This window comes from Pseudomonas sp. URMO17WK12:I12, assembly GCF_000514395.1.
GTDB classification, from domain to species: Bacteria; Pseudomonadota; Gammaproteobacteria; order Pseudomonadales; family Pseudomonadaceae; genus Aquipseudomonas; species Aquipseudomonas mucoides.
The window spans coordinates 197838-214421 of sequence record NZ_AZVV01000004.1 but is presented as its reverse complement, the minus strand read 5'-3'; the positions used below and the strand labels follow the sequence as shown (position 1 = coordinate 214421).

Sequence of the window (16584 nt, the reverse complement as noted above, 5' to 3'; positions counted from 1 at the left end):
TATAGCGACAGGCCCTAGACCGGCAAAGCGCTCACGGTGCCCGATGGTCACTGAAAGTGGGTAGAATGCGGTTTTTTTCCACTTGCGGGGGTGCGCCTTGCGCGAAATCGTCCTGATAAACATCACGGGAGTCGACCGTCCGGGTCTGACTGCGGCCATTACCGGCGTTCTGGCCCAGGGTGGTGTGAACATTCTCGACATCGGTCAGGCGGTGATCCACGACACCCTGTCGTTCGGCATCCTGGTTGAAATTCCGGATACCGAGCAAGGCAAGTCGGTGCTCAAGGACATCCTGTTCAAGGGCTACGAGCTCGACCAGCAGGTGCGTTTCACGCCGGTGTCCGAAGAGGATTACCAGCAGTGGGTCGGCAACCAGGGCAAAAAGCGCCACATCGTGACGCTATTGACCCGCAAAGTGACCGCCGGGCAATTGCAGGCCGTGAGTTCGATCACCGCGAAATATGGCCTGAACATCGATCACATCGATCGCTTGTCCGGGCGCATGCCGCTGGACACCCCGGCCGACAAGGGCAAGGGCTGCATCGAGTTTTCCGTGCGGGGCGAAGCGGCCGATCCGCAGGCGCTGCGGGCCGAGTTCCTCAGCGTTGCGCAGGAATTGAACGTCGACATCGCCTTCCAGGAAGATTCACTGTTCCGTCGTAACCGTCGGCTGGCGGTGTTCGACATGGATTCGACCCTGATCGAAGCCGAAGTCATCGACGAACTGGCCAAGGCAGCCGGCGTCGGCGATCAGGTGTCTGAAATCACCGAGCGGGCGATGGCCGGCGAACTGGATTTCCGCGCAAGCTTCAAAGAGCGCCTGGCGCTGCTCAAAGGCCTGGACGTCAGCGTGCTGGACTCGATTGGCGCGTCCCTGCGCCTGACCGAAGGTGCCGAAACCCTGTTCGCCGAACTCAAGCGCCTGGGCTACAAGACCGCCATTCTGTCGGGTGGCTTTACCTACTTTGCCAAGCAGTTGCAGGCAAAGCTGGGTATCGACTACGTGTTTGCCAACGAACTGGAAGTGGTCGACGGCAAGGTGACCGGTGTGGCGGTCGAGCCGATTGTCGATGCGCAGCGCAAGGCGGATCTGCTGCGTGAGCTGGCGCATAAGGAAGGTTTGCGTCTGGAGCAGACCATCGCGGTCGGCGACGGCGCCAACGATCTGCCGATGCTGGCGATTGCCGGATTGGGCGTGGCGTTCCGGGCCAAGCCGTTGGTGAAACAGTCGGCGAAACAGGCGATTTCTACGCTTGGGCTGGATGGCGTGCTGTACCTGTTGGGTTTTCGGGACCGTGACGGGCAGCTCTGAGGTCGTCACGGTCTGAACTGGCCTCATCGCGGTCTTTCAGGCCACACTCACAGCGAAGGCCACAACGAATCAAACACCTCCCCAACGCCGCTCCCTGCGGCGTTGTCGTTTCTACTTGTCTCCAGCGACCGATACGCAAACTGATTAAAACTGTGGGTACTCGCCACCCGCCGATCCAGCCCGGCCCGGCGTTCCTGGCCGTTGGTGTTGATCAGCACCTTGCTGCCTTCCTGAAACGGCAAACGCGGGGCGAGCACGGTGGCGGGCAGGTCGATGGCACTGATCTGCGGTAGCAACAACCCGCGCAAGTACTGGCTGTGGTCATCCCGGTTGCGCACCAATTGCAGCCCGCAAGGCTCGGCGAAGGGCGCAACCTGCTCAATGCCCATTTGCGTACCGCCACCGCGCACCTGACGAATCCAGCGCACGACCGCAATGCTCCAGCCTTTATTGACTGAATCCTCAATCCCGACCATCTCACCGGCCTGTAACTCGGCGGGCACCGCGTTGGGCCAGGCCAGGCAATAACCGCCTGGACTGTGATTGATGACGGGCAGAGCATAGGTCGGAAAATGCCGGTTGCTGTCGGCCTCTTTGCTGTCGTCATTTTGCAGTTGCGGGTATTCAATTTCTTCGTAGGGCAGCAAGGCATCGGCAGTGCCCTGTGACGCGGCATCGAACGCCTGATGCCAGGGGTCGCTGTCCCGACTGGCCGCAGGCATTGCCGAAAACTGCGCGGGCCGGTGGCCAGGGTTTTTCAACAGGTCGCTGAATGAGCGCTGCCCGCCCAGATAAAAGTGCAGTGCGCTCATCCCCACGCACAGCGTCAACGTACCTTGACCGGCCGTTCGCTGAAAACTGCGCTCGGCCGCTTGGCCCCAGGCGGCGTGCAGGTGCTGCAGCGTGTCCACGCTAAGACCTGTGGGTACGGGCAAGGCGTCTTTATTGCCTTGCAAGTGTGTTTCGATGGTGTCGACCAGTGGCTGCGGATCAAACCCCAGCAAACCGGCTTGCTGCCCGGCCCGGAACTTGTTGCGGTAACGCGGGCCAGTGTCGAGGTCCGGCGCGACGGCGAACAATCCATCGGCTGGTAGTTTGACCCGATGACTCCAGGCTTCCAGCGCTTCGGCGAGGCGGGCGATCTGGTTCTGGCGCAATTGATTGCAGCGTGACGCACCCAGCAGCAGGGCGACGGCGTAAGTCTGTTCGATGCTCAGGGAGTGCGTCTGGCTGGCCAGTTCATCGCGCAGGCTCAGGTGTTGCAACCGGTGTTCGCAGCCGATCCGGTACAACTGATGCAATTCCAGCCACACACCGTCCGGCACTGGGCAGTAGAGCTGAGTGGCGCGGATCAACTGACCGTTCAGGCAATGGAGTGCCCGTTGCAACGCTTGCGCCAGCAGTGGCGCACGGTCTTTGCTGAAACGAGGCGTGATTCGGATGACGATCTGTTTGTAGCCGATCGCCAAATGACTTTGCAGGGCCTGGCAAAGGTTGGCGATCTTGCGCGAACGCTCGTCGAGAACAATCGCCTGGTGCAGGAAATGCCGCTCCAGGTGTCTGCAGACGTAATACACCTCGGGCCTGAGCAGCTCGAGCATGGGCAGGCGATTGGCACTCGGTGTCAGCAGTTGGTTGAGTTCACCCAAGGCTTGATAGAGCTGGCGCGCGGTTTCGCCGATGTTGGCTTTGGGCAGGGCGGCGATCCAGCGCTTGAGGTCGCGTGGGGTGGCTTCGCAGAAAGTCAGGCGCAATTGCGCGGGGAGCGGGGCGCTTAGCAGCAGGTGGGGACTGGTTTCATTCATGCCGTGGAAAAACTCCAGCCGGTCAATGGGCAGTGAATGACCTGACTGTAGCAGCTATGTCCATCAGCGCGGGACAACCAGAGCGGTCGCCACCGGGTGTGTATCCGCCCCTCCGAAGATGTTCGCAAGAGCGGATCAGCGGATCATGCCTTAGGCAGACCCATGCCCTGGCCCATCTGTACCGGCGAACCGGCCGCCAGTTCTTCGGCCCATTTGACCTGGTCTGGCCCGAACAGCACGACAGCGGTCGAACCCAGTTTGAAGCGACCCAGTTCCGCACCTTTCTCCAGATGAATGGGCGCGCGCGCGGCTTCGTCGTAGCGGAAGGTTTTCAATTCGCGTTTCGGCGGCGTGACCAGCCCGGCCCAGACGGTTTCGATCGACGCAACGATCATCGCGCCCACCAGCACCACGGCCATCGGCCCGCGCTCAGTGTCGAAAATGCACGCCACACGTTCGTTGCGGGCAAACAGCTCCGGCACGTTTTCGGCGGTGGTCTGGTTGACCGAGAAAATCCGGCCCGGGATGTAGACCATCTCGCGCAGGGTGCCGGCCAGCGGCATGTGCACGCGGTGGTAGTCCTTCGGCGACAGGTAGATAGTCGCGAAATCACCGCCCATGAACGGCGCGGCGTTGGCCGCGTCACCGCCCAGCAACTCCAGCACGCTGAAGCTGTGGCCCTTGGCCTGGAACACTCGACCGTGTTCGATCGGACCGAGCTGGCTGACTGCGCCATCGGCCGGGCTGAGGATCGCCCCCGGGGTTTCGTCGAGCGGACGAGCGCCGTCCTTCAAGGCGCGGGTGAAGAACGCGTTGAAGTGTTCGTAGGCAGTCAGGTCTTCGACCAGCGCCTGGGACATGTCCACCTGATAACGCTTGGCGAACCAGGCGGTAAAGGCGTTCTTGAACCAGCGCACGCGGCATTCGGCAATGCAGCCGGCCAGTCGCGAGAGCAAGTGATGGGGCAGCAGGTATTGGCTGAGGATAAACAGACGCTTGTTCATTAACTGTCCTTAAACCTTAAATCTCTACGGGGGTGTCGGGGTGGTTGCCCCATTCGCCCCAGGAACCGGCGTAGCCTTTGACCCGCGGATAACCGAGGGATTTGGCCACCAGATAAGTGAAGCCAGAACGGTGGTGAGTCTGGCAGTGAGTAATGACTTCTTTGTCTTTGCTGATCCCTAGCTGTTCGAGGATCTGCGGCATGTCCGTGCGGATGCGCAGGTTACGCGCCTTGTCCATGCCGGCAGTCCACTCGAAATTGACGGCGCCCGGAATGTGCCCGGCCTTGGCCGCCAGCACTTTCTCGCCGGAGTACTCCAGCGGCCCGCGCGCGTCCCAGATCGCCAGGTCGGCGGCGCCGAGTCGGCTTTGCAGGTACTCGCGGGTCGCGGTGGGTTCGTCGTGCAGGGTCAATTTCACCGGGCCGCCAACGGGGGCCGGGATCTGGATCGACATCGGCATGCCTTCTGCCAGCCAGGCCGTCAGACCGCCGTCGACGTAGTGATATTTACGGTGGCCGATGACGTCCAGCAGCCAGATAAAACGCCCGGCCCAGCCACCACCTTCGTCGTCATACACCACGTACACCGCATCGGGGTTGTGGCCCAACTCGCCAAACAGCGCTTCAAGTGCCGCTTGCGGCGGCATCAATCCCGGTGCCGGCGCCTGACCGAGTTGCGTGCGTTTCGGATCGACAAAACGCGCGCCGGGAATATGCCCTTCGGCATAGCGGGCACTGCTGGTCAGGTCCACCAGAATCAGATCGCGGGCCTCGAGGCGAGGGAGCAAGTCGCTCGGCTCGATCACCAGCGGCAAGCCAGAGAAGTCAGACATGTGAGGTCTCCAGGGCACAAAAGGGTGGATTGTAGCGCAGCGTCATTGGCCGCGGTGGCTAAAGGTGTTCAAGGCTTTCTCAATGCACTGCGCGGTTTTGCCGAAGGCTTGCACGGTGATTTCCGAGAACGGCCCGCCGCCCTGATCCGCCACCACCACCATGATCACCCGACCATTATTGACCAGTGAGCGCAGGATCAAGTGTTCGCCACGGAACTGCGCGCGCAGGTTGCCAGGCAACAACGCCGAGAACTGCGCGGTGTTGGCCGGTGTCAGGCGCACTTGGGCCTGTTGCGAGAGCAAACGTTGTAGCACAGAGCTTTGGCTCACCGCGAAATTCAGCCCGGCCGCTTCTGCTGACAAACCGGCAACCTGATGCACCCGCAGATTGGCGTGCGTGCGATCAGCCATCAAGATCATGACGCGACGCATGCCGCACGCGACCAGAGCGTCCCGGGCGGAGGTGGTCAAGTGCATCGCGTTGGTGAAGGGGCTTGGCTCCACCAGCAACTCGGCGCATTGGCTGCGCCACTTCGCCAGGTCTTCGGTGGTCGGCGCCGGGGCCGGCAGCAAGGCGGCGTGGACCCGGTTCATGCCCCACGGCCAAAGCAGCGAAACAGCGGGGTGCCAGAGGTCCGGCATGGCATGCAGTCGGGCGCTGTTGGCGGCCTGTTGGTGCAATTGTTGCTGCACGTCGGCCATGGGCATTTGCAGGTAAAGGCTGGTCAGGTATTGCCAGCGCTCGCTGTGCGGGCTGTCCCACGCCTGTTGCGCCGACAGTGCCAGACCGTTGGCCAGCAGCACGGTATTGGCCGGCTGATTGAGCCAGCGCCGCAGGGTCGGATCGTCATCGAGGCGGTTTTGCTGGCGCAACGGATGATCACTATCGCGGGCAATGCGCAGCACTTTGACCAGTTCGCGCTGCTCGGTCAGCAGCAGGCGATAACCCTGTTCTACCCAGATCGGCAGGCGCCAGATGGTCACCAGGGCCTGGCAAATATCCAGCAGGCGCACCCCGAACAACTGCTTTTCGACCTTGCGCGCCGACTCACCTTTATGGATGACCCGCAGTTCCCATTCTTCGAGCAATTGCGGATAGGTCAACGCCATCGGCCACAGCGGCGAGAGGAACAGCAGACTGCCCCAATGAATGTCCTGCCACAGCCGAGCCAGGCGACTGGCAAAAAAACCATTGGCCTGTTGCGTCGCGTGCTGGCTGATCAATTGCAACTGGCGCAAGGCAAGCGGGATCTGCATTTGGGGTTCGGCGGGGAGGCGGGCGAGCAGTTCTTCGGTGCGTTTCAAGCCGAGGCGATTGATCGCCACTTCCAGGTTTTCCGCAGGCTCGGTCATGCTGCCGTGGGTATGGCGATTGGCTTCACGAATGATGCTCAAGGCCAGGGCCGGGCTGTCTTGCATCAATTCGGCGATATCACGCAGTGAGCTGCGGTTATCGGCGATAGCTCTGCAGACACGGTCATGGCTGTCTTGCGGAACCGGCAGGCGCACGCCATCGAGAAGCTTGACCCAGCCTTCTAGAGTGGTCGGTTTTTGAGTGGGAGTGTTCGTCTGGTTAGCCATGGTTGGACGCAATCTTCGTCTGCATTACCTATGCCCGGAGTAGGCTAAATTAGCTTTTCGCTTGAACGGCCTATAGTCTGGCGCAGTTTTGCCGATAAGGAGAAGAAGAGATTTTTCGACCTCCGAATATGACCTTGAACCCGACTCAGTAAGTGCTCTCCTACCTATGGCTAAAATTCTCGGCATCATTGTCGTATTCGCGAGCGTGCTCGGCGGGTACGTGCTCTCCCACGGCAAGATTGCTGCCCTTATCCAGCCTTTCGAGGTGATGATTATCGGTGGTGCAGCCTTTGGCGCATTCCTGCAAGCCAACCCTGGCCACATGGTCAAAAACGTTCTGAAGAAAGCCTTCGGGATGTTCAGCTCGCGCTTCAACCACACCTTTTACCTTGAAGTGCTGGGGCTGATTTACGAGATCCTCAACAAGAGCCGCCGCGAAGGCATGATGGCCATCGAAGGCGACATCGAAGATGCTGCCGCGAGCCCGATTTTCGCCAAGTACCCGGCGGTGCTCAAAGATGACCGCATGACCGCGTACATCTGCGATTACCTGCGCATCATGTCCTCCGGCAACATGGCTCCCCATGAGCTGGAAGGCCTGTTCGACATGGAACTGACCAGCCTCAAGGAAGACCTCGATCACCCGTCCCACGCGGTGAATGGCATCGCTGACGCCATGCCGGGTTTCGGTATCGTCGCGGCGGTACTGGGTATCGTGGTGACCATGGCCTCCCTGGGTGAAAGCGATCAGAAAATGATCGGTGTACACGTGGGTGCGGCATTGGTCGGTACCTTCTTCGGTATTCTCGCGGCGTACGGTTTCTTTGGCCCGCTGGCTCATGCCCTGGCCCACGATGCCAAGGAAGAACTGAACGTCTACGAGGCCATCAAGGCTTCGCTGGTGGCCTCGGCGTCCGGCATGCCGCCATCGCTGGCCGTGGAATTCGGTCGCAAGGTTCTGTACCCGGCGCACCGTCCTAGCTTCGCTGAGCTGGAACAAGCGGTTCGCGGTCGATAGTGCTCTGTTTTGCAAATACGTTCCTTTTTTGGCGAGTGACTGTTGTTGCCAGACAAGGCGCCGAGACGAGTCATAGCTCGCTATGGCGAGGAGCGGCAACGCCGTATGGCGACAACAGGCACCGTCAAAAAGGAACAGTATTTGTGAGACAGAGCACTCTGTATGGAAAATAACCAGCCGATCATCATCAAGCGCGTCAAGAAATACGCGAGCGGGCATCACGGTGGTTCCTGGAAAATCGCTTTCGCGGACTTCGCGACGGCGATGATGGCGTTCTTCCTGGTGCTGTGGCTGCTGTCCACCGCCACCCCGGAACAGAAGATCGCCATCGCCGGTTACTTCAAAGACCCGGTCGGCTTTACCGAAAGTGGCACGCCGTACATCATCGATCTGGGTGGCTCCCCGACCCTGGCGCCGGAGAAAACCCTCAACCCCGAGGTGAAATCCCAGCCGCAGCCAGACCGCGTCACTGTCGACACCGAACAGGTCGAAGGCATGGCCGAGCAGGTCGAGAAGGAACGCCTGGAACTGTTGCTGCAAGAATTGCAGAACAAGGTCGATGAAAATCCGCAGCTGCAGAAATTCAAGGACCAGATCCTGTTCGAGATCACGCAGGACGGTTTGCGTATCCAGATCATGGACGCCGAAAACCGCCCGATGTTCGACTCCGGCAGTGCGCGTTTGAAACCGTACTTCGAAGACATCCTGCTGGCCATGGCTGACACCATCAAAGCGGTGCCGAACAAGATCAGCATCAGCGGTCACACCGATGCCAAGCCGTACTCGGGTACCGGCGATTTCGGCAACTGGGAACTCTCGGCCAACCGTGCCAACGCCGCTCGCCGTGCGCTGGTCGCCGGCAGCTATCCGGATCAACAGGTCGCGCGGGTGGTCGGTTATGCCTCGTCGGCACTGTTCGACCGCGAGAACCCGTTCAATCCGGTCAACCGCCGCATCGACATCGTGGTACTGACCAAGAAAGCCCAAAAGGCCATTGAAGGCTCGCAAGGTGCAGAACCTGCGCCAGAGCCGGCACCAGCCCCGGCAGCACAAGGGCAGGGCGGTCCGGGCGAAGTGCCGGCCAAACCAGTTGACCCGAACGCCTTGCCGGCGGACAAAGAGCCGCTGCCGGCCCATGAGCTTCGTGAGCGTCTGAATATCTTCGAAAACCCGGCACCGAAACCGGCTGAACCGCCGAAGCAGTGACCGACAAAAAAGCCGACAGCGATGTCGGCTTAATTTTTGTGCCTGTCAGAAACCCCGTTGAATACGGTTCTTGAGCTGGTCGTGGAACAGCTCGGCATTGCGTTTGTAGGTGCCATAAAGGGATTCGCTGATTGAATCCAGTGTCATTGAGCGCTTGGTCGCCACTTCCTCTCGATAGGCATCGATGAAAAACTCCAGATCCCTGTCGGTGCTGATCTTGGGCCATTTATCGAGATACAGCGGCAGTTCCGCCGGTTCTGTCTTGAATGAGCAGATCCGTCGATTACTGATGGTCGCTTCACCGATTTCAAACGGCACCCACCACGACAACGCGGTCTTGCCCGAGACCACCGCAATCAGATGCGTGCACGCGGTGATGTTGCGGGTGATGACCCCGGTGATGTCGTCAGTGGTCTGTGATTCCGGATCCAGCACGTCGAAGTAGGTCTTGATGTTGGCCTGAATCAGGCGGGAGTTGATGGCGATGGCGTGGGGGCGGTCGCTATGGCGGTAGCTGATAAACACAGGCATCAGAAATGTCCTTTGATCGCGAGTTCGCGGTAGTAGGCGCCGAGGGCGGTCAGGCGGCAGCCGGTGGAATGCAGGGCGGCGTAGTACATGTGCTCGGCGTCTACCGGTTCGATCAGGCTGTGGCGGTTGCACTTTTGCAGTTGCTTGAAGATGTCGCCGTTGTCGGAATCGAACGCGGCCTCGGTCGGTTCATAACTGGGGTCCAGCGGGAATACGTAGCTAGGTTCGGGGAACCAGTCCTTGAGCTTGCGCAGGGTTTCTTCGGCAATCAGCGGCGTCACTTCCCGCAGCGGCACAAATTGCGAAACGTTGGTCTTGAACACCGGCCGTTGCTCCCATGCCCCTAACGCGTTGTCGACGAACGAATACACGCTACCCGGCGTGACCTTGCCCAGCACATTGGCAGCTCCACCGTGCAGTGCTTGCAGCAGGAGGTCGGTAAACACGCCGTGGCCGCGACCTTCGAGCGCCACCTGGTCTTTCTTGCAGGCAGTGAGAATGGTCAGGCCTTCGCTGATCACGCTGCTACCACCGCGCAACCCGCGCATGGCTGCCGCCGCGCCGGCCTGGCAGCAGTCGAGGATGATGATTTTGTTCTTGATGTGGGGGGCGTTTTCCGCCCAGTTGAGGATGTCGCTGATGCGGATGCCTTCGACGCCTTGGCCGAAATCCTGAGGGATCAGCAGGCCTTCATCGATGCTGGTATCAAATTGGCCGTGACCGGCGAAGTACAGCAGCGCCACATCGCAATCGCCGGAAAACAGACTCTGGATCTGCTGCTTCAGGTTCGTATGAGTGAGGTTTTCCTCCGCCGAAGTCAGGACCTTGCTGCTGAAGTTCGGACGCCCGTTGGCGTGGCGCTCCAGCACCGAGGCCATGGCCATCGCGTCGTTGTTGCAGCCACTCAATGGCGACACATGGGTGTAGTGGTTGATGCCGATGAACAGTCCCTTGCGCATGCTTACACCGCCGTGTGCAGGCGAATGGCGTTGACGATGCTGTTGGTGTTCCACGCACATTCGGCGTGCGCGGCATCACGCACCACCGTGGAAATCCGCTCTGCCCCAAACGGCTTGACCGCAATGATCACCTTGCCCATCCGCTTGGCGATCTCGATTTCCTTGTTGATCCACTTGCTGTAGGTCGAATACATCCCCGCCATGATCAGCACCGCCGAGCAGGGGCGGATTTTGTTTTCGATGGCGGTTTCCAGTTGCTTGTCGGTCTGCGCGTCGACGATCGGGTTGTCCGTCGGCACTGAAAAATTTTTGAAGGTGAAGCCGGGTTTGGCGTTGAGCAGGCGCACGAGATTGTCGTGGGCGTGGGGGTAGCTCCACGAATGGCTGATGAACAAATGATAGGTTTGCATGGTCGTCCCTCGGTATCGCCGGAATGCGAAGAGGGCTTGAATGTATGCACTTGATTGGCCGCAACAAGGCCTGCGCGGTTAAAGAGACGGATCCTTCCAGCGGGCGTGCGGAAGTCCTACAGAGGTGTCTGACGTTTAATCAGCGGGGAAATGTGTAGGTCGCAACAAGCGGCCCACCGTCCCGTCAGTGACGGGGCGATGGGCGCGTCTGTTTAGTAGCTGGTTTCAGGCAGGCTGGCGATGATCGAGCGGTAGCTGTTCATCCGTTGCTGCTGCACGCGGCCTTCTTCGAGGGCCTTGAGCAGGGCGCAACCCGGTTCGCGGTCGTGCTTGCAGTCGCGGAAGCGGCAGGTGCCGATCAGGTCGTTGAACTCGATGAAACCGGCTTCGACGTCGGCGCGGCTGACGTGGCCGAGGCCGAATTCACGAATACCCGGGGAGTCGATCAACTCACCGCCACCGGGGAAGTGGAACAACCGCGCGGTGGTCGTGGTGTGAGTGCCCTGGCCGGACAGCTCGGACAACGGGCCGACGCGGGCTTCGACTTCCGGCAGCAGGCTGTTGACCAGCGACGACTTGCCGACGCCTGACTGGCCGACGAACACGCTGATGCGCCCGTCCAGCTGTTCCTGCAGTTGCTCCATGCCATTGCCGTGATGCGCCGAGACTTCCAGCACCGGGTAACCGAGCGTGCGGTAGACCGCCAGCAAGGCATTCAGAGCCGGGGCGTTCTGCTCGTCGATCAGGTCGAATTTGTTGAGCAACAGCAGTGGCCGGATACCGGCGTGCTCGGCAGCGACCAGATAACGGTCGATCAGGTTCGCGTGAGGCTCGGGCAGCGGGGCAAAGACGATGACGATCATGTCGACGTTGGCGGCCACAGGCTTGAGCTGACCACGGCTGTCCGGACGGCAGAGTTCGGTTTTGCGTGGCAGTTGCGCCACGATCACACCGATGCCCTGGTTGCCGGCACGCCAGACCACCTGATCGCCGGTCACCAGTGCCGGGAGGTTGGCGCGCAAGTGACAACGGAACACTTCACCGGCCAGTTCGCCCTCGAGGGCTTCGACTTCGACCTGTACGCCGAAGTGCGCGATCACCAACCCGGTCTGTTCCGGGCCCAGGTCGCCACCCTCAAGTGCCTCGACAGCCGAGGACTCGCGTTTGGCGGCGCGGGCAGCGCGTTCGCCCTGAATCTTTTCGATGCGCCAGTTTTGACGACGATTGAGTTGGCGTTTGGCCATGGGTGTTCCGTATCAAGAATGCAGCGATTAGGTAAAACGGCCGCGAGTTTAGCACGCCCCGCCGGTTGCCTAGGCTAAACTGCGCAGCATTGCCTAGGAGCCGACACATGCAAAACCCGCAGAATCTGATCTGGATCGACCTGGAAATGACTGGTCTGAACCCTGATACCGACGTCATCATCGAAATGGCCACCATCGTCACCGACAGTGACTTGAACACCTTGGCCGAAGGCCCGGTGATCGCCATCCACCACAGCGACGAGATCCTCGCCGGCATGGACGAGTGGAACACCCGTCAACACGGCGGCTCGGGCCTGACCCAGCGCGTTCGCGACAGCCGCATCAGCATGGCCGAAGCCGAAGCCGAGACTATCGCCTTCCTGGAGAAATGGGTGCCCAAGGGCAAGTCGCCGATCTGTGGCAACAGCATCTGCCAGGACCGTCGCTTCCTTTATACGCACATGAAGTCCCTGGAAAGCTACTTCCACTACCGCAACCTCGACGTATCGACTCTCAAAGAGTTGGCCGCACGCTGGGCGCCGGACGTACGCGACAGCTTCAAAAAAGGTAGCACTCATTTGGCGCTGGACGACATCCGCGAATCGATTGCCGAGCTGCAGCACTACCGCAAGCATTTCATCAAGTTCTGATTCGGCGGCCTCTGTGCTGGCCCCATCGCGAGCAAGCTCGCTCCCACAGGTACAGCGCCGTCCCTGTGGGAGCGAGCTTGCTCGCGATGGCGTCCTTACAGTCACCATTGATGATTGGCTAGATTCTCTGATGCCCTCTTTTGGGGCTTCGGTGAAGTGAGTAGACTGCGCGCCTTTCTGCAAGGACCGCCGCCATGTTGCTGATGCTCTACCTGATCGCCATCACCGCCGAAGCCATGACCGGCGCGCTGTCTGCCGGCCGTCGCGGCATGGACTGGTTTGGCGTGGTGCTGATCGCGTGCATCACTGCGTTGGGGGGCGGCTCGGTGCGTGACGTCCTGCTCGGCCACTACCCGCTGACCTGGGTCAAACACCCGGAATACCTGGTGCTGACCTCGGTCGCCGCCATGGTGACCGTCTTCACTGCGCGCTGGATGCGCCACCTGCGCTCATTGTTCCTGGTCCTCGACGCCGTGGGCCTGGTGGCGTTCACCCTGATCGGCTGCATGACCGCTTTGGAAATGGGTCACGGCATGCTGGTGGCGTCGGTCAGCGGCGTGATCACCGGCGTATTTGGCGGCATCCTGCGCGACATCTTCTGCAACGACATCCCGCTGATCTTCCGCCGAGAGCTCTACGCCAGCGTCTCGTTCGCGGCGGCGTGGTGCTACATGCTCTGCATCTACCTGCAATTACCCGGTGAACAAGCGATTCTGATCACGCTGTTTGGTGGCTTCCTCCTGCGACTGCTGGCGATTCGTTTCCACTGGGAAATGCCGAAGTTCGTTTACAACGACGAGGCTTAAGACTGGCACGGTTCCTGTGGCCGCTGCCGAAGGCTGCGTCCGGCTGCGTAGCAGTCGTCTATCCGGAAAGCGAGTTCTGCGGCCTCGAACGTCCGAACGCGGCCCGAGCCTTCGGCAGCGGCTACAGGAGACCGTGTTGTTTCAGGGCCCATTCGACATGTTCACGCACTAACTCCGACGGGTAATCCCTGCGAGCCTTCAACGCTTCCAGCACCGGGATGCTCGACGGCGCATTGCCCAGCCCCACCGCCAGGTTACGCAACCAACGCTCATAACCCGCCCGGCGTAATGGCGAGCCTTCAGTGCTGCTGAGGAATTTATCCTCGTCCCACATGAACAACTCGGCCAATTCCGCATTGTCCAGGTTGTGCCTTGGCTTGAAGTCGCTTTCGCCGGACGGACGGGCAAAGCGGTTCCAGGGGCAGACGATCTGGCAATCATCGCACCCAAACACCCGGTTGCCGATCAGTGGCCGCAGATCTTCCGGGATTGCGCTTTTCAGTTCGATGGTCAGGTACGAAATGCAGCGCCTGGCATCCAGAACGTAAGGGCCGACGAAGGCGTTGGTCGGGCAGATGTCGAGGCACGCGGTGCAGCGGCCGCAATGTTCGGTGGTGTGGGGCGGGTCGACCGGCAATGGCAGATCGACAAACAACTCGCTGAGAAAGAAGTAGCTGCCGGCCTTGCGATTCAGGACCAGGGTGTTTTTGCCGATCCAGCCAAGACCGGCCTGTTCGGCGATGGCTTTTTCCAGCACCGGGGCGCTGTCGACGAAGGCGCGGAAACCAAACGGGCCGATCTGTGCCTGAATTTTGTCGGCCAGTTGTTGCACGCGTTTACGAATTAGTTTGTGGTAATCGCGACCCAAGGCATAACGCGAGACGTAGGCTTTTTCCGGCTGGGCCAGCATTTGCGCCATTTGGGTGTCGCCGGGCAGGTAGTCCATGCGCAGGGAAACCACGCGCAAGGTGCCGGGCACCAGCTCTTCCGGATGTGAGCGTTTGCTGCCGTGGGCGCCCATGTAGTCCATTTCGCCGTGGTAGCCGGCGGCGAGCCAGCGCTCCAGGTGCTGCTCATGCTCGGCCAGGTCCAGGCCGCTGATGCCGACTTGCTGAAAGCCCAGCTCGCGGCCCCAGTCCTTGATGGATTGGGCGAGGGCGGGCAGGTCTGTGGTAATTGCGGGCATGAGGCGAGAGAAACCGGAGCTGAGGTGCGTATAATTCTGCCAGACATCGGAGCCCGAAGACGCATGCCGCACACTAAAGATGATTTACCCGACGCGCTGTATAGCGCCGCGCAGGTCCGTGGGCTCGATGCGAGCCTGATCGCGGCCGGCACGCCGGGCTTCGAGTTGATGCAGCGCGCGGCGCGGGCGACCTGGCGGGCGCTGGTCCGGCAATGGCCGTCGGCGAATGAATTAACGGTGCTGGCCGGCCACGGCAATAACGCGGGCGACGGTTATCTGGTGGCAGTGCTGGCCAGCCGTGCGGGTTGGTCGGTTCGCGTGTTGGCGGTGGGCGATCCCCAACGTTTACAGGGGGATGCGGCGTTGGCGTATGCCGAGGCGGTGTCGGGAAAAGTACTGATCGAACCCTGGTCTGCACAATCCGGATTGCGCGGCGTCGTGCTCGATGCTTTGCTCGGCACCGGTCTGACGGGGGAAGTGCGTGCGCCTTACGCTGACGCTATCGCGACGATCAATGCCAGCGGGCTGCCGGTCGTGGCTGTGGATATCCCTTCAGGGCTGTGCGCCAATACCGGTCGGATCCTCGGTCTGGCGGTGCATGCCGACCTGACAGTGACCTTCATCGGTTTGAAACTGGGGCTGTTCACCGGGGATGCAGCAGATGTGGTTGGGGAACTGGTTTTCAATGATTTACACGCCGACCCGCAGCTCGTCGAGGCCGCGGCGATCAGCGCTCGGCGCCTGACGCCCGGCAACTTGCCGCGTCCTGCACCGCGAGCGCCGACGTCGCACAAAGGCAAATTCGGCCATGTGCTGTTGATCGGCGGCGATCTCGGCTTGGGTGGCGCGATCCTGCTGAGCGCACAAAGCGCCCTGCGCAGCGGTGCCGGCATGGTCTCCGTGGCAACCCGCAGTGAGCATGTACCGGCCGCGCTGGCGAGAATTCCCGAAGCCATGGTGCTGGGCACTTCGTCGGCCAACCAGTTGATGGATTTGCTGCAAAAGGTTTCCGTATTGGTGGTCGGCCCTGGCTTGGGGCAGGCGTCCTGGGGGCGCAGTTTGCTGTCAGCGGCCGCCAATGCACCGTTGCCGCAAGTCTGGGATGCAGATGCGTTGAACCTGCTGGCCGAAGAATGTGTGAATTTGCCCAAGGATTGCGTGATCACGCCGCATCCGGGCGAAGCGGCGCGGTTGCTCGGGATCAGCACCGCCCAAGTGCAAGCTGATCGCCCGGCGGCGGCGCATGCGTTGAGCAAAAAATATACAGCAGTCGTGGTGTTGAAAGGCGCTGGCAGCCTGATCGCCAGTCCCGATGGGCGTCTCACCGTGTGTCATCAAGGTCATCCGGCCATGGCCACGGCGGGTTTGGGCGATGTATTGGCCGGTCTGGTCGGCGCGCTGCTGGCTCAAGGCATGCAGGCGTTCGACGCCGCGTGCCTGGCGGTCTGGCTGCACGCCAATGCGGGTGAGCAACAAGGTAAAAATGGCCGCGGGCTGGCGGCCAGTGATCTGATTCCGGCCATTCGTCAGTTGTTGGAGGAGCAAGCACCGTGTCTGAAGTAACCCTGTACCTGGCTGATGAAGAGGCGATGACGGCCTTTGGCACACGCATCGCAAAAATCACCGAAGGGCACGGTCTGATTTTTTTGGAAGGGGACCTGGGGGCAGGTAAAACCACGTTGTCGCGGGGTATCATCCGCGGCCTGGGGCATGAAGGCGCCGTGAAAAGTCCGACCTTCACCCTGGTCGAGCCCTATGAGATCGGCGACATCCGCGCTTTCCATTTCGACTTGTACCGTTTGGTCGATCCGGAAGAGCTGGAGTACCTCGGCATTCGCGACTATTTCGACGACGACGCGCTGTGCCTGATCGAATGGCCCGATAAAGGTGCAGGCTTTTTGCCAAAGCCTGACCTGACCATTACCATTAGCCCGCAAGACAGCGGGCGTTCGCTGAAAATTTTATCCCGGGGCTCGTGTGGCGAGGCCTGGTGTGCCGCTTTGGCATTGGAATCCAATTAAATGATGGGGTCAGGTATGC

Annotated in this window: 16 protein-coding genes; 8 read left to right on the top strand and 8 right to left on the bottom strand. The window is 60.7% G+C overall.

What is annotated here, in order from left to right; translation table 11 throughout:
- The first annotated feature begins 97 nt into the window (after window positions 1–97).
- Window positions 98–1312, top strand: a complete 1215-nt coding sequence (gene serB / locus D882_RS0103820; RefSeq protein ID WP_027922002.1) for a phosphoserine phosphatase SerB — start codon at window positions 98–100, stop codon at window positions 1310–1312.
- Window positions 1313–1652: 340 nt separating this feature from the next.
- On the top strand, window positions 1653–1766 hold the full coding sequence (locus D882_RS1000000133425) for a hypothetical protein (protein WP_371258935.1): 114 nt from the start codon (window positions 1653–1655) through the stop codon (window positions 1764–1766).
- A gap of 1494 nt (window positions 1767–3260) precedes the next feature.
- Here the strand turns inward: D882_RS1000000133425 and asd are convergent.
- From asd to D882_RS0103800, 3 genes are read right to left on the bottom strand one after another with little or no spacing between them, the layout of a single operon-like run.
- The gene (asd, locus tag D882_RS0103810) at window positions 3261–4121 is read right to left on the bottom strand and encodes an archaetidylserine decarboxylase (protein WP_027922000.1); all 861 of its coding nucleotides are present in this window, start codon (window positions 4119–4121) and stop codon (window positions 3261–3263) included.
- A gap of 16 nt (window positions 4122–4137) precedes the next feature.
- The gene (gene rhdA, locus D882_RS0103805) at window positions 4138–4953 is read right to left on the bottom strand and encodes a thiosulfate sulfurtransferase (RefSeq protein WP_027921999.1); all 816 of its coding nucleotides are present in this window, start codon (window positions 4951–4953) and stop codon (window positions 4138–4140) included.
- Between the two features lie 42 nt (window positions 4954–4995).
- Window positions 4996–6534 (bottom strand): HDOD domain-containing protein, encoded by a 1539-nt coding sequence (locus D882_RS0103800; RefSeq protein ID WP_027921998.1) that lies wholly within the window; start codon window positions 6532–6534, stop codon window positions 4996–4998.
- A 166-nt stretch (window positions 6535–6700) separates the two neighbouring features.
- Here D882_RS0103800 and motA point away from each other — a divergent pair, with 166 nt between their 5' ends.
- Both motA and motB read left to right on the top strand, forming a co-directional pair.
- Window positions 6701–7552 (top strand): flagellar motor stator protein MotA, encoded by an 852-nt coding sequence (gene motA / locus D882_RS0103795; protein WP_027921997.1) that lies wholly within the window; start codon window positions 6701–6703, stop codon window positions 7550–7552.
- 162 nt (window positions 7553–7714) lie between these two features.
- Complete coding sequence (gene motB, locus D882_RS0103790) at window positions 7715–8758, top strand: flagellar motor protein MotB (protein WP_027921996.1); 1044 nt, start codon at window positions 7715–7717, stop codon at window positions 8756–8758.
- Between the two features lie 45 nt (window positions 8759–8803).
- On the opposite strand, the gene D882_RS0103785 is transcribed toward motB, so the two are convergent.
- The 4 genes from D882_RS0103785 to rsgA form a co-directional block, all read right to left on the bottom strand.
- The gene (locus D882_RS0103785; protein ID WP_027921995.1) at window positions 8804–9289 is read right to left on the bottom strand and encodes a toll/interleukin-1 receptor domain-containing protein; all 486 of its coding nucleotides are present in this window, start codon (window positions 9287–9289) and stop codon (window positions 8804–8806) included.
- On the bottom strand, window positions 9289–10248 hold the full coding sequence (locus D882_RS0103780; RefSeq protein ID WP_027921994.1) for a caspase family protein: 960 nt from the start codon (window positions 10246–10248) through the stop codon (window positions 9289–9291). The genes D882_RS0103785 and D882_RS0103780 overlap by 1 nt, the downstream gene beginning before the upstream one ends.
- A gap of 2 nt (window positions 10249–10250) precedes the next feature.
- Window positions 10251–10658 (bottom strand): TIR domain-containing protein, encoded by a 408-nt coding sequence (locus D882_RS0103775; RefSeq protein ID WP_027921993.1) that lies wholly within the window; start codon window positions 10656–10658, stop codon window positions 10251–10253.
- 212 nt (window positions 10659–10870) lie between these two features.
- Entirely contained in the window at window positions 10871–11902 is a 1032-nt protein-coding gene (gene rsgA / locus D882_RS0103770) for a small ribosomal subunit biogenesis GTPase RsgA (RefSeq protein ID WP_027921992.1), read from the bottom strand.
- A gap of 107 nt (window positions 11903–12009) precedes the next feature.
- Here rsgA and orn point away from each other — a divergent pair, with 107 nt between their 5' ends.
- Entirely contained in the window at window positions 12010–12552 is a 543-nt protein-coding gene (gene orn, locus D882_RS0103765) for an oligoribonuclease (RefSeq protein ID WP_007995036.1), read from the top strand.
- A gap of 194 nt (window positions 12553–12746) precedes the next feature.
- Window positions 12747–13358 (top strand): trimeric intracellular cation channel family protein, encoded by a 612-nt coding sequence (locus D882_RS0103760; protein WP_027921991.1) that lies wholly within the window; start codon window positions 12747–12749, stop codon window positions 13356–13358.
- Window positions 13359–13479: 121 nt separating this feature from the next.
- Here D882_RS0103760 and queG read toward each other — a convergent pair whose 3' ends face one another.
- On the bottom strand, window positions 13480–14544 hold the full coding sequence (queG, locus tag D882_RS0103755; protein ID WP_027921990.1) for a tRNA epoxyqueuosine(34) reductase QueG: 1065 nt from the start codon (window positions 14542–14544) through the stop codon (window positions 13480–13482).
- 63 nt (window positions 14545–14607) lie between these two features.
- Here queG and D882_RS0103750 point away from each other — a divergent pair, with 63 nt between their 5' ends.
- Together D882_RS0103750 and tsaE are read left to right on the top strand one after the other, a co-directional pair.
- Entirely contained in the window at window positions 14608–16107 is a 1500-nt protein-coding gene (locus tag D882_RS0103750) for a bifunctional ADP-dependent NAD(P)H-hydrate dehydratase/NAD(P)H-hydrate epimerase (protein WP_027921989.1), read from the top strand.
- On the top strand, window positions 16095–16565 hold the full coding sequence (gene tsaE / locus D882_RS0103745; RefSeq protein ID WP_027921988.1) for a tRNA (adenosine(37)-N6)-threonylcarbamoyltransferase complex ATPase subunit type 1 TsaE: 471 nt from the start codon (window positions 16095–16097) through the stop codon (window positions 16563–16565). The genes D882_RS0103750 and tsaE overlap by 13 nt, the downstream gene beginning before the upstream one ends.
- Window positions 16566–16584: the final 19 nt, after the last annotated feature.